Genomic DNA, 20,176 nt, shown 5'->3' with positions numbered 1-20,176 from the left:
ATGTTGATATTCTAATGACATATAATAACTTTACAAAACATAAAATTTTATTTGACACATTAGTATAAAAGATATATACTAATAATCCGAAAGGAGTTGGAAATGAAACAAATGATTGAGTCTGCTTTTTCTTTTGAAATGAGCAAGCAGCAGGATGATTTCTCTGAGTTGTTTTTTTACTATGTATCAGGTCAAGATTACCTGACAAATGGAAAGAGATTAAATGATTTCTTGACGACTAAAAATATTGTTGAGAATCAAACTAGATTCATGGAATGCTTGGAGTCTGTCCGAATTGATGATTTATCCGTTTTTCCAAAGGTCAAGGTGTCTAAAGAAGAGGTTCATAAGGAAAAACAAAATAACGTAATGATTGACATGATAAAAGTTCCGAACAAAACACGTTTATCTTTTTTTGAGGGTGATTCTGTTTCCACAGAAGAAATTCATCTTGATCGTTTAAATAAAGAACATGTAGAAGCAATTTTCTTAACAGAGCTTTGTAGACAATCTTGCATGGTTTGTGTAAATAATTTCTTAGGTGAAAATTCTGATTACTATATTATCGAAGAATTCAAGAAGTTTAAGAATATTGTAAAAAGAAATGAACCTGTGCAAATTCAAGTCTTACCGGTAGTTGGTAATAAAAGACGAGGAAGAGGAATTTGTGTATTTGTTGTCTTTCAGGGCGATGTAGTTTGCTTGACTGGCTTTTATCAAATGATTTATACAAAGAGGAGAGACGATGTTTAATAGGAAAAAATTGATTGTGTTTGCAATGTGTCTAGGAGTCTTTTTGACACTTATTGATACAACAGTGATGAATGTTGCCATGCCAAATATTCAGGCTTCGATTCATACAACAATGGTTGGCATGAACTGGGCTCTAAATATTTATAGCTTACTGTTTGCAGCTTTAGCAATTCCTCTAGGCCGCTTTGCTAGTCGTTATGGGGTTCATAGGTCTTTTGTTATTGCAAGTGTTGCTTTTTTAATAGGGTCAGTGGTTTCAGGAATCACAGGTTCTATTCAGTTACTAATTGTAGGACGCATTATGCAATCAATAGGTGCAGCTATCATCTTACCTTTGGGGATGGCTATTGCCTATAGTACTGCTGATTCTGTGGAGGAGCGAGCTCCTATTGTTGCAACTGTGGCATTGACACAAGGTTTAGCAGGGGCATTAGGACCTAGTTTGGGTGGTGCCTTGACGCAGTATCTCAATTGGCGCTGGGCATTTTATATTAATATTCCATTTGTTATTGTCATTATTGCCATTTGTCTGACAGCACTGGATTTGAAAAATGAACCGGTTAATAAGCAAAAAAATGATCTTATAGGTTCGTTCATTTCGATGGTTGGTCTTTTTTCACTGACACTCGCCCTTATTCAAGGTCGAACTTGGGGCTGGTTGAGTATACTAATTATCAGTTTATTTGTACTTGCAGTCCTTACCCTTATTTTCTTCATTCTGTATGAAAGAAAGATTGACTCACCTATGATTCCAATGGAATTATTTGGTTTTCGCAATTTCAATGCAGCTTCTTTAGTAATGGTCTGTTCAACAGTGTTTCAGGTAGGGCTCTTTATTGTTCTCCCTACTTATTATTCACAAGTTCTTGGACATACGACGGTAGCTTCGTCATTGCTACTTATGATTGTATCTATTGCACTGACGATTTGTTCACCTCTCGCATCCATGACTCTATCTAAGATTGGGCCACGTTTCACTGTCATGCTTGGTTTTGTACTGATGGGTATTTCTTACCTTCTTTTTGGAACAATTACGGCTACGAGTACGTTGCATCTTTATTTGGCTTGCTTGTTCTTAGGAGCGGGATATGGGCTATTACTTGGGCCTTCTCAAGTGCTGGGAGCTAGTGATTTTGAAGGAAATTTATTGAACGCATCTCAGTCTGTTCTCTTTGTTTTTCGTCAAGTAGGACTGGTATTGGCTTTCGCTATTTTCTTGTCTCTCTTTAATGGGCATTTACAGGAGTTGGGACATATTTATGATAAAGTAACAGTATTTACGTCAATTTATAAGCTGTCTACAATCTTAGTTTTTGCTTGTGTCTTACTAGGTTTTTTGTTTAAGAAAAAAGGAAATAAATGAAATCAGTCCACTATTTAAAGACTTCTACAAAAAAATACTGTCTTGAATATTGTTCCACCCCTGTACCTAAAATAAAAAGTAATGAAATTTTAGTGAGAATTAGATGTTCTTCTTTGAATATCAATGATTATGAAAGATATAAACCGCAAAAAACTATCTTAGCGAGATTGATTAATCTATTTCAGGGACGAGAAAGTCATCCGTTAGGGGGAGAATTTTCAGGAATTGTCGAATCTGTTGGTGTTGATGTAACCAATTTTAAAAAGGGCGACTTCATTATGGGGATGTCTGAAGGCGTATTTCCATACGGTTGTTGGGCAGAGTATGCTGTATGTAAATCAGATAGAGTTGTGAAGAAACCTTCATATCTTTCATTTTATGAAGCAGGAGTAGTTTCGTTATCAGGTGTGGCAGCTATATCAGGTTTATTAGTTTGTGATATCAAACAAAATGATAGTCTCCTTATTATTGGAGCTAGTGGAGGGGTTGGTTTATTAACTTTGCAATTGGCAAAAGCCCTAGGATGTCGAATCACTGCAATATGTAGTTCTAGAAATATTCCATTAGCTTATAAATATGGAGCAGATAGAGTATTTGATTATAATTCAATAGAGGGATTATCTTCTGTGGGAGTTTTTGACAAGATCATTGGTATCAACGGTAACTACAAACTTAAGGATATAGCTAACTGTTTAAAAGTAGGTGGAGTTTATACGGTGGTGGGAAATGTAAAACAATTGTTTTCAACAATCCCTTGGCTTCTTTTAAGCAAAGTAATTAGAAAAGATTTTCGCATTAGCTCAGTGGCACTTTCACGATGTGAACGTGAATTAAGTGAATTAATCAGAGTTATGAGTGATTCTTATATTATTCCATATATTGATAAAATATATACTTTAGAAAATATTGAAGAGGCATTAGATTATATTCTTAAAAATCATGCTCAAGGGAAAGTTGCTATTTCTGTGAACTGATTTAGTGTATTTATCGATATTTTATTGATATAATTTAAATATATCAATAAGGTTAATGGAGGTATACTATGTCATATTCAGCGGCCTTTTCTCAAGCGGTAGAAATCGTACTATATCTAAGTATCAAACAAAAAGAAGATAAATTGAAATATTTATCAATTCAGGTCATTTCAGAGAAATTGGAAATTCCTATTCCTAGTGTTAAGAGATTGGTGTCATTATTGAAAAAAGAAGGTATTATTTCGTCAAAAACAGGAATAGCAGGTGGTTTATCTATTCAAAAAGATGTTGAAACCATAACTTTATTTGATATTTTCCAATCTATTGAGGGAAGTAAAAAGCCACTTTTCAATTTTTATGATAGCTTTGATTTATCTCAATTTGAAAATAGTAGCGATGTAGAATTATATCTCAATAATTTTCAAGAAATTTTGACAAATGCTGAAAGTGCCATGGTTAAAGAGTTGAAATCATGTACTATATCAGATTTGCTTTATAAAGCATAGAATGGATAAAAATGAAAAATATAAAAATGATAGCTGTAGACATTGATGGTGTTTTGTTGGAAGATACTTTTAGTCCTATATTGTATAGGTTGGCTAAAAAATATCATAAAACTTATTCTCAAGAGTTAGAGGTAAATACCTTCTCACAAAATAGACAAGAAGCTGCAATTTTTTTAAAAAGCTATTTTGAAAAAGATAGTAGTTTAGAAATGATGATACAGGAATATTTTGAAGAAAGAGATCGGTATCTGAATGGAAGGAATACTACTATCAATTCAGGTGTTCCCCAATTTTTAAATATGTTAAAGGCCCTTGAGATACCTTTAGTATGTTATGGTGGGCTTGAAGAAGGAGAAATTGACCCAAGTTTTACAGTTTTTTTATCAAATTTTCAAGAGTATATCTGTACTAATGATTTTCGTCCTGGTCTAAAAGAAATTATTTCAAAATATAATTTGGATTTTACTGATGTTTTATTCATTGATGACGTAGCTAAGGTTGCACTGGAAGCAAAAAAATTTGATATTCCATTTATTGGAGTACCAAGTTCACATGAATGGGGCTTCCAAAAACAATTGATGCAGAAAGCAGGTGTTAAATATATGGTTTCCTCTATAGAAGAAATTACAGAAGACTATTTAAGACTTGTAGATGAAGATATCAATTTGTGGGGGGAGAAATAATGTTTAACGACTCAAAAAATGAAGGTAGTTTTCTTATAGATAGGCTGTTTGGTAATGATGCTGAGGCAACTAGAATTTTATTGAATGGTGATTTTGCAGATGTTGAGCGTTATATTACTGAGTTCTCATTTGGAGAAGTGTATATGCGAGAAGGTTTGAACCTTGAAGTAAGAGAAATTATAACTTTGACAGTACTAATTGCAATAGGGGCTTCTAAAGGTCAGTTAAGAATGCATATTAAAAGTTTATTGAAATTAGGCCTATCAAAGAAAGATGTTGCAGAAGTAATTATTCAAACGCTACCGAATGTTGGTTTTCCCAAGGTTTTGGATGCGATTGGAGTGGCTAAAACTGTTTTTAGTGAGTAATTATATGGAAGTTATTGTTGTTCGTCATGGCGAGACAGCTGCAAATAGAGAAAATCAGATTCAGGGACAATCTTTACAAGGGTTGACTGAGAGAGGACGAGAAGAAATCAAGTTAGTTGGTGATAAATTACGTTCTAAAAATGTATCAATTAGTTGTACTTACACCAGTGATCAAAATAGGGCGATTGAAACAATGGAGATATTGAAGAAACAGCTATTTTGTAAATCACAGACTATTGTTGATAATCGTCTTAGAGAATGGGATTTTGGAAAACTTGACGGTCAGGATATGGATAGAGTGTTAGAAAAGTTTGAGTCTATTTTGTCAATTTCAAGTTCAAGTATAAAACTAGAGGAGATTGCTAACTATATTTATTTAGTAAATAAAGGACAATCTGTTAATAGCTGGAAAATAATTCAACAAAATATTACCTCTTTTTTAGATGATTTAAAGAAAAATGACAAGGATAATGAGGTAGTTCTAATCGTCAGTCATGGTCTTACTATATTAACTATTATTAGTGTAATCAATCAAAGTATCGGTTACTTTAAGAATTGCCGAACGGATTTTTGTTTACATTTACAATCTAAATTTTAAGCAGAAATTTATCAATCACATAACATTTAAAGAGCACTAATTTTAGGTGCTTTTTAAATACTCTCATACCATCCATCTCTCCCATCTATGCTATAATAAACCTATGACTAATCAGAAAAAATTACTATTAATCGACGGTTCATCCGTTGCCTTTCGTGCCTTTTTCGCACTTTATAATCAAATTGACCGTTTTCGTAACAATAACGGCCTTCATACCAATGCCATTTACGGTTTTCACCTCATGTTGGACAACCTGCTTGAGCGAATCCAGCCGACCCATGTCTTGGTAGCCTTTGATGCTGGTAAAACAACTTTCCGTACAGAGATGTTTGCGGACTATAAGGCTGGCCGTGCCAAGACCCCAGAGGAATTCCGTGAGCAGTTCCCTTATATCCGTGAGATGTTGGCTGCACGTGGCATCGCCTATTATGACTTGGCTCAGTACGAGGCAGATGACATTATCGGTACCTTAGCTAAGATGGCTGAAAATACCAGTGAGGACTATCAAGTTACGATTGTCTCTGGGGATAAGGACTTGATTCAGTTGACTGATGTCAATACCGTGGTTGAGATTTCTAAAAAGGGTGTGGCAGAGTTTGAGGCCTTCACCCCTGAATATCTCATGGAGAAAATGGGGATTACTCCAACGCAATTCATCGATCTCAAGGCCCTCATGGGTGATAAGTCCGATAATATTCCAGGAGTTACTAAGATTGGTGAAAAGACTGGTCTCAAGCTCCTCTTGGAACACGGTTCCCTTGAAGGTATCTATGACCATATTGATGAGATGAAGAAGTCTAAGATGAAGGAAAATCTCATCAACGACAAGGATCAAGCCTTTCTTTCTAAGACCCTGGCGACTATTGATACCCAGTCTCCTATTGAAATTGGCCTAGATGATACGGCCTTTACGGGACCTGACCTTGAAAAATTGGCAGCCTTTTATGACGAGATGGGCTTTGTTCAGTTCAAAAATGCCCTTGGTGGAGAGGCTGTGCCACAAGATTTTGATGTGGCCTATGAAGAGCCTAGCCAAGTAACAGCGGACCGCTTCAGCCCTGACGATTTCTTCTATTTTGAAATCCTTGGTGACAATTATCACACTGAGCCTATCATCGGTTTTGCATGGGGTAATGATAAGCAGATTTATGCGTCTACAGATACTGACCTACTCAAATCAGACGCCTTCCAAACAGCTCTTTCTAAAGCTGTTAATATCTACGATTTCAAGCGTAGTAAGGTGCTCTTGAGCCATCTAGGTATTGACTTGCCTACGGCTAATTTTGATGCCCGTCTGGCCAAGTATCTCCTCTCAACCGTTGAAGACAATGAATTGTCAACCATTGCCCGTCTCTATACGGACCTACCGTTAGAAACAGATGAAGTGGTCTATGGCAAGGGTGCTAAGCGTGCGGTTCCTGAAAAAGAAGTCTTGCTCAGCCACCTAGCTAAAAAAGTCAAGGTCCTGCAGGTTGCTAAACCGGTCATGCTAGAAAAACTAGCTGAACACAGCCAATCAGAGCTTCTTTTTGACATGGAATTACCACTGGCAAATGTGTTAGCCAAGATGGAAATCGCCGGTATTAAGGTCAAGGGACAAACCCTTAATGAGATGGCAGTGGAAAACCAAGTGGTTATCGATAAATTGACCCAAGAAATCTACGAAATGGCGGGCGAGGAGTTCAATATCAACTCGCCTAAACAGTTGGGTGTTATCCTCTTTGAAAAGATGGAACTGCCTTTAGAGTACACCAAGAAAACCAAGACCGGTTACTCAACAGCTGTGGATGTCCTTGAACGTTTGGCACCAATTGCTCCAATCGTAGCTAAGATTTTGGAGTACCGCCAAATCACCAAGCTTCAGTCTACCTATGTCTTGGGGCTTCAGGATTATATCCTTGAGGATGGTAAGATCCATACCCGTTATGTGCAAGATTTAACACAGACAGGTCGTTTGTCATCAGTGGATCCTAACTTGCAAAATATCCCTGTTCGCTTGGAGCAAGGCCGTCTCATCCGTAAGGCCTTTGTCCCATCGACTGAGGATGCAGTGCTTTTAAGCTCGGATTACTCACAGATTGAGTTGCGCGTGTTGGCCCACATTTCGGGAGATGAGCATTTGATTGCTGCATTTAAAGAAGGAGCAGATATCCATACCTCTACAGCCATGCGTGTTTTTGGCATTGAAAAGCCAGAGGATGTCACACCTAACGACCGTCGTAACGCCAAGGCTGTTAACTTTGGTATCGTTTATGGCATTTCTGACTTCGGACTTTCTAATAACCTTGGCATTAGCCGTAAAAAGGCTAAGGAGTATATCAACACCTACTTTGAGCGCTATCCAGGTATTAAGGCCTATATGGAAAATGTGGTTCGTGAGGCCAAGGATAAAGGCTACGTAGAAACTCTCTTCCACCGCCGTCGTGAGTTGCCAGATATCAACTCTCGTAACTTTAATGTCCGCAACTTCGCAGAGCGAACAGCCATCAACTCTCCTATTCAAGGAAGTGCCGCTGATATCCTCAAGATTGCTATGATTAACTTAGACAAGGCTCTGGTAGAAGGTGGCTATAAAACTAAGATGCTCCTCCAGGTGCACGATGAAATCGTCCTTGAGGTGCCAAATGACGAACTTGTAGCCATGAAAGCCTTGGTTAAAGAAACTATGGAAGCTGCAGTAGAACTCGCTGTCCCACTCATTGCAGATGAGAATGACGGCCGCACATGGTATGAGGCAAAGTAAAACATGAAAGAAAATTTTCCATTTACCTACTTTCTCTTGCGTTACATGCTAGGATTTCTGGCCGTTGTCCTAGGTATTGTAGCAGTATTGGTGATTATCACCTACTTTATGACCAAATAGAAATAGACAGATGAAAGCTGGACTGAGGTCTGGCTTTTTTTGATAGAGATACTTGTAATTTTAAGGAAACGTCCATCTAATATCTAGATATTTTAATCAGATTTCTAATTTAACTGAGGATAAAATCACTGAATAATAGTATCAATAACACTAGATTTTATTATATAAGCAATTATCGATGTATAGACTTAGATTAATTTTTCAAAAAATACTTGACTTTTTAACTATGCAATTGTTAATATAATGTCAGAGAAATTTAAATGGTTTAATGTTTATATTAGGTCGTTTCTTATGAAAGGATAGTATGAAAAAGAAATTAACAGGATTTGCGCTTCTATCAAGTTTATTCTTGCTGACAGCTTGTAACGCAACAAATACGGGTGGCTCAGGCTCAGGCGACAGCGCTTCTAAGTCTGAGCAAGTGAGTGGCGATTCGTCCGAAACCGAGGAAGTGAGCTACGATGATCTCTATGCTTCAGTCTTGGATCTCTATCGCCCGATTGCTCTGAACGGCGATACATCAGCTGTTCCAAGCAACCTCTCAACTGAGGAAGCTTATTCAACTAATACGATTTTTGAAGCCAATAGAGTGGGTGAAAAAGTCCAATATAGCTATGTAGACATCAACGATGATGGTTCGGCTGAGCTTTTGATTGGTACTCCTGACAGTGTTCATGCGCTATATTATCTTGATAATGATGATAAGCCAGTATTTGCCAAAAGCGCTGGAACCTTTGCCAAGGGTGGTTACTTGAATACATTGCGTTTTTATAAAAATGGGATTATTTATTGTCAGTTATTTCATAGAATGAAGCCTGAAGCAAAGGCTGAGACCTATGAAATCAAGGATGGAGTCTTTAACCAACTTCAATCGGTTGATTTCAGTATGTCTGAGACAACTGATGGTGCCAGTAAGGTTGGCTTAGGTAACGAACAGACTTTGGATTTATCTTCCGAAGATTGGTATGACTTTGACGACTCAAGTAGCGACGAGACAAAAGATAGTAGTAGCGACAGTAAGTCTAACAAAGAGACTGGTATGGACATCAATGCTATTCAGAATGGTGATTTCTCAAGTATCGCTGGAACTTGGAAGAATGGCAAAGGCTATACAATGACCTTTGATAAGAATGGGTTAGTGAGTGATACTGAGAAGGTAGCAATTGAATATGGTAAAATTACTGATGGCTACCTTAAATCGAGTACAGGTCCGAAATCTGGTGTTGGAGTTGGCGGAGGAGCAATAGCATTCTTACCAAAAGGAGTGTCTTTGACTGGTTCTGTAACATCATCACCAAATGAGAAAGCTGATGACCAATCTGATAAGACCAAGGAGCGTCTTTGGGTAGGGCAGTCACTTTATGGCACCACTGACGACAGTTACTTCTTCTACAAAGTAGACTAAAAATTCACAAGCTGAAATTTAATCGTTTCGGCTTTTTTGTTTTCTCCATAGTGACATTTATGTCACTATTTTTTATTGGCTATCTTACCTATAATAAAAGCATAACTGAGGACAGCGACAGGAGTTCTTAATCAAAAGGAGCGTCGTATGATGATTGCAATTTTGATGTCAAAAAATGTGACTTATTTGGACTTGTTTGATATTTTTTCGGGAGTAGTTCTTTCAAAAGTATACCTTGCCTTGCGTGGTCGTAAGCACGCTAAACTTGACGCATAAGAAAAAGGGTAGCACTCAATGCTATCCTTTTTTGCTGTCTTCATAAGTTTTAATCATTTTCTTTTGTGGAGTGGCCATTGGGAACTGGTCGAAGTCTTGAGCTGCTACCCAGCATAACTCCTTGTCGGTAGGGAGTTTGTCGTCTGTAACGATACCTTCCACCATCTCGATGGTCCATTTTTGGTGGCTGAAGGTGTGTTTTACAGGTGTAAAACCATTGTCTGTCCAGTCTGGTTTGAGGGCATAATTTTCCTCGAAAATAGCTTTTTGTGAAACGGTTTCGAGGACATAATTATCGTTTTCAAAAAGACTGAGTTGTTGGCCAATAAAGTCGGTTTCCATGATAGGGAAGGACCAGAACCCACCTAGTAGGCGCCCCTCGATATTTTTTTCGAGAAGAAATTCACCCTTCATATTTCTGATAACAAAAGCCTGAATTTGCATTGGCTTGGGCTTTTTCTTAGGTAATTTGATGGGGTATTTGTCATAGGTTCCGTTGAGATAGGCTGCACAGAAAAAGCGAATAGGGCTTTCGTCTGGTCTTGGATTTTTAGCTGATTCGATATCGGTCCCGAGGTCCATAAGGGCCTGATTAAAGTCGCCGGGTCGGTTAGGGTCAATCAAAATGTCCATAATCGCTTGGAAAATCTTACGATTTTTGGCATCTCCGATGTCATAGTTAACCTCAAAGAGACGGGCCATAACCCGCATAACATTACCATCTACAGCAGGTTCAGGCAGGTCAAAAGCGATGCTAGAAATAGCACCAGCAGTGTAAGGGCCGATGCCCTTGAGTTTGGAGATATCGTCATAGGTGTCTGGAAATTGGCCGCCAAAATCCTCCATGATTTGCTGGGCAGCCTTTTGCATGTTTCGGACACGTGAGTAGTAACCTAATCCTTCCCAGGCCTTGAGGAGTTTCTCTTCTTGAGCTGCAGCCAGATCTCTAACGGATGGAAACCAGTCTAAGAAGCGCTCGTAATAAGGAATGACAGTCTGTACCTGGGTTTGTTGTAGCATGATTTCACTGACCCAGATATAATAAGGATTTTTGGTCCTACGCCAAGGTAAATCACGTTTTTCACGATCGTACCAGTCGAGGAGCGTGCGACGGAAGGAAGCAATCTTCTCAGCATCCCACATGATGATGCCGTAATCTTTTAAATCTAACATGTCTCTATTGTAGCAAAGAAATCTTTTTTCAAAAAATCTTGCGTTTTCGAGTAAAAAGATTGACAAAAGTAAGCGTTTACATTATAATGAAATTGTAAGGAAGATAAGGGTTCATCAAGGAGGTAGTAGCCATGGTGACGATCAATATTTCAAGGTATAAGAATGGAGACTGAGCTCTCTAATAAAACAGTAGGCAAAACAAAAACTTTATAATTGGTCTCTAAGGAGTGTAGCAGTATGACAGTAGGGCGTTACAAGAACGGAGATTAAGAGAGTCGCATAAAATAGCTACAAGGGAGTGATACCACCAGAAATCGTAAGTTAAATTCAAGAAAATAACGTCAAAAAGTGAGGTAAAGCTCATGAGAAATGTTAGTAGATATAAAAATGGAGATACTTAAGTTGTTGTTTAAGATGGCTTAAGAAGTGATATCCATGCGAGTAGAATAATTTATCGGAAGCATTTAATACTTAAATCTTGTTACAAAGTACCGAGGTGACGCTTATGTTGATGTTTGATGTGAGTCGTTATAAGAACGGCGATAAGTAAGTCTCATTGAGTGGTCAATAGGAAGATGGGTCCCAGATGATAAGAATCAGGGGTGATGGCTATGATGATGAATCTAGGACGTTATAAAAATGGAGACTCTTCAAGTTATTGCACAAAATAGCTTAAGGAGTGGTACCAATGTAATAGAAAATCGTGACTTAGTTACAATTCTTTTGTAAGTTAATGGAGGTAATCTATGATTGCTAGATTGAAAAATGGTGACACACAGTGACACCTCCTTATGAAAAAATATTTTTACAAAAATTCTAAAAGGAATAGTCTGATGACAATAGAAGATTCTTAAAAAGCTCATTCTAGCGTGTAAGGATGAGCTTTTTGTTAGCTCTCATTTCAGTTTTTTATGACGCTTGTTGGAAGTTTTTAACGTTATTTGAGGTGCCATACGATAGAAAGGTAAGGGGGCTGTGTTCCTACTCTCTTGGTGATTTTAGTTTCTCCCAAAAAAGGACACATACTACTTACTTTTTTTCCTTGCATTATCCTTTAATCTTTGGTAGAATTATATCTTGTGAGTGCACCTCACTTACTCGTGGCGAAAGACCATGAGTCATTAGACCAAAAGAGGAGGAAAATATCAATGGCTAAATACGAAATTCTTTATATCATTCGTCCAAACATTGAAGAAGAAGCTAAAAACGCTTTGGTAGCACGTTTCGATTCTATCTTGACTGACAACGGTGCAACTGTTGTTGAATCAAAAGATTGGGAAAAACGTCGTCTTGCATACGAAATCCAAGATTTCCGTGAAGGACTTTACCACGTTGTTAACGTTGAATCTGATAACGATTTTGCTCTTAATGAGTTTGACCGTCTTTCAAAAATCAACGGTGACATTCTTCGTCACATGATCGTTAAACTTGACGCTTAAGAAGGTAGATGAAGGTAGATTATGATTAATAATGTCGTACTCGTTGGTCGCATGACCCGTGATGCGGAACTTCGTTATACACCAAGTAATGTTGCAGTAGCAACTTTTAGCCTTGCAGTTAACCGTAACTTCAAGGGTGCTAATGGTGAACGTGAAACAGACTTTATTAACTGTGTTATCTGGCGCCAGCAAGCTGAAAATTTAGCTAACTGGGCTAAGAAAGGCGCATTGATTGGCATTACAGGTCGTATTCAGACTCGTAACTATGAAAATCAACAAGGTCAACGTGTTTACGTAACAGAAGTTGTCGCTGACAATTTCCAAATGTTGGAAAGCCGTGCGACACGTGAAGGTCACAGTGGTGGTTCATACAACGCTGGAGGATTTGATAATTCAAACTCATTCGGTGGTGGAGCTTCAGCTGGTGGTTCATTTGGTGGATCACAACCTGCACAATCTACACCAAACTTCGGTCGTGATGAAAGTCCATTTGGAAACTCAAATCCGATGGATATTTCAGATGACGATCTTCCATTCTAAGGATGGACAAAACGAATTAAATATATAAAGGAGAAATAAACATGGCTCAACAACGTCGTGGCGGATTCAAACGCCGTAAAAAAGTTGATTACATCGCAGCTAACAAAATCGAATATGTTGATTACAAAGATACTGAGCTTCTTAGCCGTTTCGTTTCAGAACGTGGTAAAATTCTTCCACGTCGTGTAACAGGAACTTCAGCTAAAAACCAACGTAAAGTAACAACAGCGATTAAACGCGCTCGTGTTATGGCACTTATGCCTTTCGTAAACGAAGACTAAACATAATGCTCTCGCTTGAGAGCATTTTTTTATGGCTGAATTTAGGTAATCACTTCATGATTTCGAGATGTTATGGCTCGAAAAGTTTCATTTTATTCAATTTTTAAGCCTTCTTAGCTGTATGGAAATAAAGAAAAACCAACTGGTCTTTTCAATTACTCTTGAAAAGCTAGTTGGTTGTTTTTGGGTATGAGGACAGAGTCTTTTAAGAAATCATCAAATTTCTGGTCGTTAACGAGGATATCAAGGTTATCTTTGAAGACCTTGAAACGGTTAGACAACCAGTGTGTTTTGATGTCTGCCCAGGTGTTGAAGCGACTCCAGCGGTAAGGAAGTGTGGGATCTTGTTTTTCAAAGACATAAACGTTACCGTCTTTCTCATAAGCTATAGCAGTATAGATATTGCTAACATTATCGGAGCTATTTTGAAAGACTGATAGGAGTTTAACCTTTTCTGGAAACTTGAGTCCAGCTTTTTTCCAGGCTTTGAGGAGTTCATCTGTAGATTGGTAGTTGGGGTTATCCCCAAATAGGAGACTATAGAGGGCTTGGTCCTTGGCAGTTAACTCCTTGTGGTGAGATTTTAAATTCAAGTACTCATTTTGCAGGGGGAGATCTCGTTTAGTAAGATCGCTTGAGCTAGTCAGGAGGCTATGGAGGAGAAGAAAGGATGCTTGTCGGTAGTTTAAGTCATCGGTGAAGTGAGACTTATTGTCTTCAACTATTTTCTCATCTAGGGAGGTGACAAACTGATTCTTATCCTTGCCAATTTTACTTTGCGTCCATTTTTTGACAACTGGTTGAATGCCTGTGTTTTCCTGGTTGTAGTGGCTGATATAAGGTTCTAGAGTATCCCAGTTTTTTGTGGGAATACCTTTGCTTCTTAAGTCTTTGACTAGTTGCTTTTCCTGAGATGAAGTAGTTACGTTATTGAAGCTATAGTAAGCTTGATAGTTTTTTAGAGTAGTCTTGTGCTTGTGGCTACAAGCCGTCAGTAATAGGCAACAAGCGATGATAAGTAGGGGGAATTTGATACGCATTTATTGGGGTTCTTTCTTTTGTCTGTTAGCTTTAATATTTTAGTATAGAAGAGCCAACTGTGTCAAGATTTCTGGTACAAAAAGACACCCCTCAGGGTGCTTAAATACTGCTTAAGATGCAGGTGCGTAAGTGCTTTGTACGTTGTAGCGACGTTTGAAGAAATATTTAGCAACACCTGCGACAATACCAATGATGAGAACGACAATTGGTGACAGTCCTGGATTGAGATAGCTAGGAAGAAGTGCCGTAAGGCTGAAGAGAGCAAACCATGCGATGAAAGAAAGTGTGATGATGGTCATGCTGAACCACCATTTTGGACGTTCTTCTTTTGGTTTGTTACTGTGGCGGTAAATATAGTGGTAAGGGGTATACATAGCTAGACCACCGATGAATGATACGGATAGAAGAGTTGTGAGGCCGTAGCTTGTTTGCGTACCAGAAAAACCAAAGACTGCATTCATGATGGCAACAATGGCGAGAAGGAAAAGTGAGGTATCAAGCCACATCTTCCAAGGTGTTTTGTCTGTTTCTGGGACTTCTTTGCTGGTCTTGTCTGAGTTAGGTTGTGGATGTTTTTCAGGAGAGAAACTAGCTGCCCAGACCGTTGGAGCACCAAGGAGACTGCGTCCTGTGATTCCTTTTTTCTGATTTTCAAGGAGTTCAGGAATGACATTGCCAAGGATGTCTTTGATTTCTTGGTCTGACTTACCGTCTTTGATAAGCTGATTGGTTGCGATGTGGATGAATTCTTGGTTTTTCTTGGTGAGTTTTTGGATGTCCATGAGATGACCTTTCGATAAATAGTATTAATTTTTTAGTTTAGCAGTTTAGGGAAAAGAAGAGGTTCTATGTTAGAACCATTTTTTCCTGATAAAGTAGACAACAACGCAGGATGACCCGAGGGCTGCCATGAAGAAGATGACCCAAAAGGCGTTATCTAAATCGTTTAGGGGCATAGAATTGTTTTTAAAGTTCATACCGTAAGCGGAGAAGATAACGGTTGGGATGTCCAGGGCCATCGTCATAAGAGCCAGTGTTTTCATGATAGTGTTCTGGTTATTACCGATGATAGAGGCAGAAGTTTCGGCCATGGCATTCAAGACATTTTCATAGATGCCTGCCATCTCAATGGCCTGTTGGGTTTCGACCAAGGTGTCTTCCAAGAGGTCTTCGTCCTCGATGTATTTTTTCAAGCTAGAGGCGTTACCTGTTAGCTTTTTGACAATTCGTTCATTCATCTTAAGTGAGGCTTTTAGATAGACAATGGATTTTTCCAATTCCATCATGTCAATCAGATGCTCGTTCTTTGTCGCATTTTCCAATTGAGCTTCCAATTTATCGCTCTGACGGTCGATAGAACGTAGGGCAGTTAGGTAAAGTTGGGCATTGCGGTAAAGAATCTGAAAGACGAAGCGTGTCTTCATGAAGGTGTAGAAGTTGCGCACACGGTGATTGAGGAAATTATCCATGAGACTGATGTCCTCGAGACAGGTGGTAACAACAACTTCATCCGTAACGATGATACCCAAGGGAATGGTGACGTAGTAGCTTTTGTTATTACGCTCTTCCTGGGTTGGAACGTCGACCAGAATCAAGGTATAGTCGTCTTCGACATCAATACGTGATGTTTCTTCTACGTCCAGAGGGGCGCGGAGGTCTTGGATATCAATGTCAAATCGTTCAGCGACCTTCATGGCCTCTTCCTGGGAAGGGTTTACCAAATGAATCCAAGCACCCGGCTCGAATGTCTCAATTTCTTTGAATTCTTTTCCAGTGGATAAGAACATTTGTTTCAATGGGAACCCCTCCTTTGTCATTCGTTAAGTGTTGGCATGTTTATCTCAAAATGTCTGGTCCTTCCTTGGACCAGAAAAAGTCAGATAAATCAGCAGCACTTAGCTTTTTAGTGATGTCAATTGAGGCCTAGAGACGACGTTCTTTGCCTATTTTACATACTCAACCATTATACTACATTTGAAACATTTTTGGGCTGGATAAATTGAAATTTTGTTATAATATGAGAGAAAGTCGGGATGGCGTTTCCATCCGTCTGTAGAAAGGAGTGGCAGTGGCTTTAGGGCTGGGGCCTCTTGAAAAATATGCAAGATAAGTTAGTGATTCATGGAGCAAGAGCTCACAATTTAAAAAATATTGATGTGGAGATTCCTCGTGACAAGCTCGTCGTCGTGACGGGGTTGTCGGGGTCTGGTAAGTCTTCTTTGGCTTTTGATACCATTTATGCAGAGGGTCAACGCCGTTATGTGGAGAGTCTTTCAGCTTATGCCCGTCAGTTTTTGGGAAATATGGAGAAACCTGATGTGGATTCGATTGACGGGCTTAGTCCTGCCATCTCCATTGACCAGAAAACAACGAGTAAGAACCCTCGATCAACTGTAGGGACAGCAACGGAGATTAATGATTATCTTCGTCTTCTTTATGCTCGTGTGGGTGTTCCCTATTGTCCTAATGGACACGGAGCTATTCAGTCATCCTCTGTGGAACAGATTGTAGATGAGGTTTTAGCCCTTCCTGAACGGACACGTATGCAGATTTTGGCGCCGATTGTTCGTCGCCGAAAGGGGCAACACAAGTCCATTTTTGAACGTGTGCAGAAGGATGGGTATGTTCGTGTTCGTGTGGACGGTGAGATATACGATGTGACGGAAGTCCCCGAATTATCTAAGTCTAAGATGCACAACATCGAGGTGGTTGTAGACCGTTTGGTCAATAAAGATGGTATCCGTAGCCGACTCTTTGATTCAGTAGAAGCAGCGCTGCGATTAGCGGATGGCTACTTGATTGTGGACACTATGGATGATAACGAATTGCTCTACTCAGAGCATTATTCTTGTCCGGTTTGTGGCTTCACAGTTCCTGAGTTGGAGCCTCGTCTCTTTTCATTTAATGCGCCATTTGGCTCTTGTCCGACCTGTGATGGTTTGGGCAATAAACTAGAAGTTGATATGGATTTGGTTATTCCTGATGCTAGTAAGACCTTGCGTGAAGGTGCTCTGGCGCCTTGGAATCCGATTTCATCCAACTACTATCCAGCCATGCTTGAGCAAGCCATGGAGCAGTTTGGCGTGGATATGGATACGCCATTTGAAAACCTGAAAAAAGAAGAGCAGGATTTGATTCTTTATGGGTCTGGAGATCGTGAATTCCATTTCCATTATGTTAATGATTTTGGTGGGGTGCGTGATATTGACATTCCTTTTGAAGGGGTTGTGACTAATATCAATCGTCGTTACCACGAGACCAATAGTGATTTCACTCGCAATGTTATGCGTGGTTATATGAATGAGTTGTCATGTCCAACTTGTCATGGCTATCGTCTCAACGAAGCGGCTCTCTCGGTTCGTGTTGGTGGTGAGCATGGCTTAAATATTGGTCAAATCTCTGATTTGTCTATTTCAGATCATCTTGAGGAAATCGATAGCTTGGAATTGGGTGAAAATGAAGGAATGATTGCCCGTCCAATTATCAAGGAAATCAAGGATCGATTGACCTTCCTAAATAATGTCGGCCTTAATTACTTGACCCTTTCTCGTATGGCTGGTACCCTCTCAGGTGGTGAGAGCCAACGTATCCGTTTGGCGACACAGATTGGTTCTAACCTTTCTGGAGTCCTATATGTTTTGGATGAGCCTTCTATCGGGCTTCATCAGCGTGATAATGACCGCTTGATTTCAAGTCTTAAGAAAATGCGTGACTTGGGCAATACCTTGATTGTGGTAGAGCACGATGAAGATACCATGCGTGAAGCTGACTGGCTCATTGACGTGGGACCTGGTGCTGGTGCCTTTGGTGGACAAATCATGGCCTCGGGAACCCCAGAGGAAGTGGCTAAAAACAAAAAATCAATTACTGGTCAGTACCTGTCAGGTGCTAAATCAATTCCTGTACCGATGGAACGCCGTGTAGGGAATGGTCGTTTTATCGAGGTTAAAGGTGCTAGTGAAAATAACCTTAAAAATGTGTCGGTCAAATTCCCACTTGGGAAATTAATCGCAGTGACAGGTGTCTCTGGTTCAGGAAAATCGACTTTGGTTAATGGTATTCTCAAGAAAAAGATTGCCCAAGAGCTGAATCGAAATAGTGAGAAACCTGGAAAACACAAATCTGTGACTGGCATCGAGCATATCGAGCGCTTGATTGACATTGACCAAAGTCCAATTGGCCGTACACCTCGTTCTAATCCAGCCACTTATACAGGCGTCTTTGACGATATCCGTGACCTTTTTGCTCAAACCAATGAGGCCAAGATTCGTGGTTACAAGAAGGGGCGTTTCTCTTTCAATGTCAAGGGTGGCCGTTGTGAAGCCTGCTCTGGTGATGGTATTATCAAGATTGAGATGCATTTCTTGCCCGATGTTTATGTCCCTTGTGAGGTTTGCCATGGCACACGCTATAATTCTGAGACCTTAGAGGTTCGTTATAAGGGAAAAAATATTGCTGAAATTCTGGATATGACAGTTGATGATGCGGTTGATTTCTTTGCGGCTATTCCTAAGATTGCTCGTAAGGTGCAGACTATCAAGGACGTGGGACTTGGCTATGTGACCTTGGGACAACCCGCAACAACCCTATCAGGTGGTGAAGCCCAACGTATGAAGCTGGCTAGTGAGTTGCACAAGCGCTCTACTGGGAAGTCTTTCTACATTTTAGATGAACCTACGACTGGTCTTCATACCGATGACATCGCACGTCTTTTGAAGGTGCTTGAGCGTTTTGCGGACGATGGTAACACAGTTCTCGTGATTGAGCATAATCTGGATGTTATCAAGACTGCAGACCATATCATTGATTTAGGTCCTGAAGGTGGTGTTGGTGGCGGTACCATCGTAGCTACAGGTACCCCCGAAGAAGTAGCAGCTGTTCCAGAAAGCTACACAGGACAGTATTTGAAAGAAAAATTGAAATAAAAGAAGAAGGCTCTCTGAGTCTTTTTTGCTTTAGGCTGGTTTAAGTTGAGTTTGCTATTCTCTTGTTAAGAAAAAAACATACAGGAGTCAGACTATGGTAAAAAAGCGTTTTTTCATAGGGTTTAACGGTATTCTTCTAGCTCTATTTTTGGATATTTGTCTTTTAATCAGTATTCGCACAGTGGATCATCATGGTCATTTTCAATCAACTACGGATAAATGGGAAACCTTACTTTATGTTATAGGTATTTATGTTAGTTTCCTCCTTTTTGAGATGATTTTGTTTCTTATTATGAGACACCGTAAAAGTAAACACATTTTAGGACAAGTCTTATAGCGACTGGTCCTTTTCATGTCTAATTATGGTGACATTTATGTCACTATTTTTTTGAGACAGGAGATTCTATAATAGAGGCAAGCCCTGTAAAGCTAACTACTAAAGGTTAGAAAATTAAGAGAGTAGCCGTATCTTTCGGCCTCAAATCTTATCTAAAAAATTGCTCAAGAACAGCTGTTTTTAGAGTTATTAGGGGTTAGAATGACCAGCTTTGAAAGGACCAGATATGGAGAAGAAAAATATGGATAAACAAAAAGCAAATCTTATTAATGGGTTGACCCTTGTTATTGTGATTGTATGGCTATTTATTGTAATGATGAACGCTACTTTAAGTTTTACAGAAGGCATCGCTTTTATTGACCATAGCCTTGTCTGGGCAACTCTTTCATTGGCTGTCTCTTTGTTTGCACTTAGACTAGCTAGTAAGGACAAAGAAAGATGATTTTCGCTAGTTACCTCTATAAGCTTAGACTGAGCTCATTGGCTCAGTTTTTTTGTGTCTTGCATTATTCTAGTGGGATGGTGACATTTATGTCACTATTTTTTCTTTGGATTCGCTTATATAATGAATTCATAGCTTAAACAAGGTTGTAAAGGCCTTGATTTTTTAATAACGAAAGGAGACGGATATGGTTATCAGTGTAATGGTTC

The 20,176-nt window shown here is 39.2% G+C and carries 20 protein-coding genes; 16 read left to right on the top strand and 4 right to left on the bottom strand.

Annotated elements, in window-relative coordinates; genetic code table 11:
* Nucleotides 1-102: 102 nt before the first annotated feature.
* From HMPREF0848_RS10260 to HMPREF0848_RS10945, 10 genes are all read left to right on the top strand, one after another.
* Nucleotides 103-753 carry an AfsA-related hotdog domain-containing protein gene (locus HMPREF0848_RS10260; RefSeq protein ID WP_008535616.1) on the top strand — a complete coding sequence of 217 codons (651 nt, stop codon included), beginning with the start codon at nucleotides 103-105 and terminating at the stop codon, nucleotides 751-753.
* On the top strand, nucleotides 746-2,116 hold the full coding sequence (locus tag HMPREF0848_RS07160) for an MFS transporter (RefSeq protein WP_008535615.1): 1,371 nt from the start codon (nucleotides 746-748) through the stop codon (nucleotides 2,114-2,116). Before HMPREF0848_RS10260 ends, HMPREF0848_RS07160 begins: the two co-directional genes overlap by 8 nt.
* Complete coding sequence (locus HMPREF0848_RS07155; RefSeq protein WP_008535613.1) at nucleotides 2,113-3,090, top strand: NAD(P)-dependent alcohol dehydrogenase; 978 nt, start codon at nucleotides 2,113-2,115, stop codon at nucleotides 3,088-3,090. The genes HMPREF0848_RS07160 and HMPREF0848_RS07155 overlap by 4 nt, the downstream gene beginning before the upstream one ends.
* A 68-nt stretch (nucleotides 3,091-3,158) precedes the next feature.
* A complete protein-coding gene (locus HMPREF0848_RS07150) occupies nucleotides 3,159-3,596 on the top strand; it encodes an RrF2 family transcriptional regulator (RefSeq protein WP_008535612.1) in 438 nt (145 codons plus the stop codon).
* 11 nt (nucleotides 3,597-3,607) lie between these two features.
* Entirely contained in the window at nucleotides 3,608-4,279 is a 672-nt protein-coding gene (locus tag HMPREF0848_RS07145; RefSeq protein ID WP_008535610.1) for an HAD family hydrolase, read from the top strand.
* Nucleotides 4,279-4,647: a carboxymuconolactone decarboxylase family protein gene (locus HMPREF0848_RS07140; protein ID WP_008535609.1), complete on the top strand. Its 369-nt coding sequence runs from the start codon at nucleotides 4,279-4,281 to the stop codon at nucleotides 4,645-4,647. Before HMPREF0848_RS07145 ends, HMPREF0848_RS07140 begins: the two co-directional genes overlap by 1 nt.
* Before the next feature lie 4 nt (nucleotides 4,648-4,651).
* Nucleotides 4,652-5,245, top strand: coding sequence for a histidine phosphatase family protein (locus tag HMPREF0848_RS07135; RefSeq protein WP_037609080.1), 594 nt, complete (start codon nucleotides 4,652-4,654; stop codon nucleotides 5,243-5,245).
* A gap of 103 nt (nucleotides 5,246-5,348) precedes the next feature.
* The gene (polA, locus tag HMPREF0848_RS07130) at nucleotides 5,349-7,988 is read left to right on the top strand and encodes a DNA polymerase I (RefSeq protein WP_008535607.1); all 2,640 of its coding nucleotides are present in this window, start codon (nucleotides 5,349-5,351) and stop codon (nucleotides 7,986-7,988) included.
* Nucleotides 7,989-8,412: 424 nt separating this feature from the next.
* Nucleotides 8,413-9,513 carry a DUF6287 domain-containing protein gene (locus tag HMPREF0848_RS07125; RefSeq protein ID WP_008535606.1) on the top strand — a complete coding sequence of 367 codons (1,101 nt, stop codon included), beginning with the start codon at nucleotides 8,413-8,415 and terminating at the stop codon, nucleotides 9,511-9,513.
* 147 nt (nucleotides 9,514-9,660) lie between these two features.
* Nucleotides 9,661-9,789 carry a hypothetical protein gene (locus HMPREF0848_RS10945; RefSeq protein WP_021152579.1) on the top strand — a complete coding sequence of 43 codons (129 nt, stop codon included), beginning with the start codon at nucleotides 9,661-9,663 and terminating at the stop codon, nucleotides 9,787-9,789.
* A 21-nt stretch (nucleotides 9,790-9,810) separates the two neighbouring features.
* On the opposite strand, the gene mutY is transcribed toward HMPREF0848_RS10945, so the two are convergent.
* Nucleotides 9,811-10,962 carry an A/G-specific adenine glycosylase gene (gene mutY / locus HMPREF0848_RS07120; RefSeq protein WP_008535605.1) on the bottom strand — a complete coding sequence of 384 codons (1,152 nt, stop codon included), beginning with the start codon at nucleotides 10,960-10,962 and terminating at the stop codon, nucleotides 9,811-9,813.
* A 1,148-nt stretch (nucleotides 10,963-12,110) separates the two neighbouring features.
* Here mutY and rpsF point away from each other — a divergent pair.
* Genes rpsF through rpsR form a run of 3 tightly spaced genes read left to right on the top strand, consistent with a single transcriptional unit; the run spans nucleotide 12,111 to nucleotide 13,222 of the window.
* Nucleotides 12,111-12,401: a 30S ribosomal protein S6 gene (gene rpsF / locus HMPREF0848_RS07115; RefSeq protein WP_002884188.1), complete on the top strand. Its 291-nt coding sequence runs from the start codon at nucleotides 12,111-12,113 to the stop codon at nucleotides 12,399-12,401.
* Between the two features lie 21 nt (nucleotides 12,402-12,422).
* Nucleotides 12,423-12,941 (top strand): single-stranded DNA-binding protein, encoded by a 519-nt coding sequence (locus tag HMPREF0848_RS07110; protein ID WP_002889274.1) that lies wholly within the window; start codon nucleotides 12,423-12,425, stop codon nucleotides 12,939-12,941.
* A 41-nt stretch (nucleotides 12,942-12,982) separates the two neighbouring features.
* Nucleotides 12,983-13,222 (top strand): 30S ribosomal protein S18, encoded by a 240-nt coding sequence (rpsR, locus tag HMPREF0848_RS07105; protein ID WP_000068664.1) that lies wholly within the window; start codon nucleotides 12,983-12,985, stop codon nucleotides 13,220-13,222.
* 155 nt (nucleotides 13,223-13,377) lie between these two features.
* Here rpsR and HMPREF0848_RS07100 read toward each other — a convergent pair whose 3' ends face one another.
* The 3 genes from HMPREF0848_RS07100 to HMPREF0848_RS07090 all read right to left on the bottom strand — a co-directional run bounded on the left by HMPREF0848_RS07100 (nucleotide 13,378) and on the right by HMPREF0848_RS07090 (nucleotide 16,059).
* Entirely contained in the window at nucleotides 13,378-14,262 is an 885-nt protein-coding gene (locus tag HMPREF0848_RS07100; protein WP_008535604.1) for a DUF4300 family protein, read from the bottom strand.
* A 111-nt stretch (nucleotides 14,263-14,373) separates the two neighbouring features.
* Nucleotides 14,374-15,045 (bottom strand): DUF1129 domain-containing protein, encoded by a 672-nt coding sequence (locus HMPREF0848_RS07095; protein ID WP_002889271.1) that lies wholly within the window; start codon nucleotides 15,043-15,045, stop codon nucleotides 14,374-14,376.
* A 69-nt stretch (nucleotides 15,046-15,114) separates the two neighbouring features.
* Complete coding sequence (locus tag HMPREF0848_RS07090; protein WP_008535602.1) at nucleotides 15,115-16,059, bottom strand: magnesium transporter CorA family protein; 945 nt, start codon at nucleotides 16,057-16,059, stop codon at nucleotides 15,115-15,117.
* A 303-nt stretch (nucleotides 16,060-16,362) separates the two neighbouring features.
* On the opposite strand from HMPREF0848_RS07090, the gene uvrA reads away from it, so the two are divergent.
* The 3 genes from uvrA to HMPREF0848_RS07075 all read left to right on the top strand — a co-directional run bounded on the left by uvrA (nucleotide 16,363) and on the right by HMPREF0848_RS07075 (nucleotide 19,967).
* Entirely contained in the window at nucleotides 16,363-19,188 is a 2,826-nt protein-coding gene (gene uvrA / locus HMPREF0848_RS07085) for an excinuclease ABC subunit UvrA (protein ID WP_008535600.1), read from the top strand.
* Between the two features lie 94 nt (nucleotides 19,189-19,282).
* A complete protein-coding gene (locus HMPREF0848_RS07080) occupies nucleotides 19,283-19,525 on the top strand; it encodes a DUF3923 family protein (RefSeq protein WP_008535598.1) in 243 nt (80 codons plus the stop codon).
* A 241-nt stretch (nucleotides 19,526-19,766) separates the two neighbouring features.
* Entirely contained in the window at nucleotides 19,767-19,967 is a 201-nt protein-coding gene (locus tag HMPREF0848_RS07075; protein WP_021146487.1) for a hypothetical protein, read from the top strand.
* Nucleotides 19,968-20,176 lie beyond the last annotated feature (209 nt).

Source organism: Streptococcus sp. C150, from assembly GCF_000187445.1.
In the GTDB taxonomy this organism is placed as follows: Bacteria; Bacillota; Bacilli; order Lactobacillales; family Streptococcaceae; genus Streptococcus; species Streptococcus raffinosi.
This window is presented reverse-complemented; position numbering and strand designations above follow the sequence as displayed.

Excerpts from the sequence above, each read along its gene's own strand:
- HMPREF0848_RS07140 (WP_008535609.1), top strand. The coding sequence starts at position 4,279 with ATGTTTAACGACTCAAAAAATGAAGGTAGTTTTCTTATAGATAGGCTG.
- HMPREF0848_RS07125 (WP_008535606.1), top strand. The coding sequence starts at position 8,413 with ATGAAAAAGAAATTAACAGGATTTGCGCTTCTATCAAGTTTATTCTTG.
- rpsR (WP_000068664.1), top strand. The coding sequence starts at position 12,983 with ATGGCTCAACAACGTCGTGGCGGATTCAAACGCCGTAAAAAAGTTGAT.
- HMPREF0848_RS07155 (WP_008535613.1), top strand. The coding sequence starts at position 2,113 with ATGAAATCAGTCCACTATTTAAAGACTTCTACAAAAAAATACTGTCTT.
- HMPREF0848_RS07145 (WP_008535610.1), top strand. The coding sequence starts at position 3,608 with ATGAAAAATATAAAAATGATAGCTGTAGACATTGATGGTGTTTTGTTG.
- HMPREF0848_RS07075 (WP_021146487.1), top strand. The coding sequence starts at position 19,767 with ATGGATAAACAAAAAGCAAATCTTATTAATGGGTTGACCCTTGTTATT.
- HMPREF0848_RS07160 (WP_008535615.1), top strand. The coding sequence starts at position 746 with ATGTTTAATAGGAAAAAATTGATTGTGTTTGCAATGTGTCTAGGAGTC.
- mutY (WP_008535605.1), bottom strand. The coding sequence starts at position 10,962 with ATGTTAGATTTAAAAGATTACGGCATCATCATGTGGGATGCTGAGAAG.
- HMPREF0848_RS07110 (WP_002889274.1), top strand. The coding sequence starts at position 12,423 with ATGATTAATAATGTCGTACTCGTTGGTCGCATGACCCGTGATGCGGAA.
- HMPREF0848_RS10945 (WP_021152579.1), top strand. The coding sequence starts at position 9,661 with ATGATGATTGCAATTTTGATGTCAAAAAATGTGACTTATTTGGACTTG.
- rpsF (WP_002884188.1), top strand. The coding sequence starts at position 12,111 with ATGGCTAAATACGAAATTCTTTATATCATTCGTCCAAACATTGAAGAA.
- HMPREF0848_RS07135 (WP_037609080.1), top strand. The coding sequence starts at position 4,652 with ATGGAAGTTATTGTTGTTCGTCATGGCGAGACAGCTGCAAATAGAGAA.
- uvrA (WP_008535600.1), top strand. The coding sequence starts at position 16,363 with ATGCAAGATAAGTTAGTGATTCATGGAGCAAGAGCTCACAATTTAAAA.
- polA (WP_008535607.1), top strand. The coding sequence starts at position 5,349 with ATGACTAATCAGAAAAAATTACTATTAATCGACGGTTCATCCGTTGCC.
- HMPREF0848_RS10260 (WP_008535616.1), top strand. The coding sequence starts at position 103 with ATGAAACAAATGATTGAGTCTGCTTTTTCTTTTGAAATGAGCAAGCAG.
- HMPREF0848_RS07080 (WP_008535598.1), top strand. The coding sequence starts at position 19,283 with ATGGTAAAAAAGCGTTTTTTCATAGGGTTTAACGGTATTCTTCTAGCT.
- HMPREF0848_RS07150 (WP_008535612.1), top strand. The coding sequence starts at position 3,159 with ATGTCATATTCAGCGGCCTTTTCTCAAGCGGTAGAAATCGTACTATAT.
- HMPREF0848_RS07095 (WP_002889271.1), bottom strand. The coding sequence starts at position 15,045 with ATGGACATCCAAAAACTCACCAAGAAAAACCAAGAATTCATCCACATC.
- HMPREF0848_RS07100 (WP_008535604.1), bottom strand. The coding sequence starts at position 14,262 with ATGCGTATCAAATTCCCCCTACTTATCATCGCTTGTTGCCTATTACTG.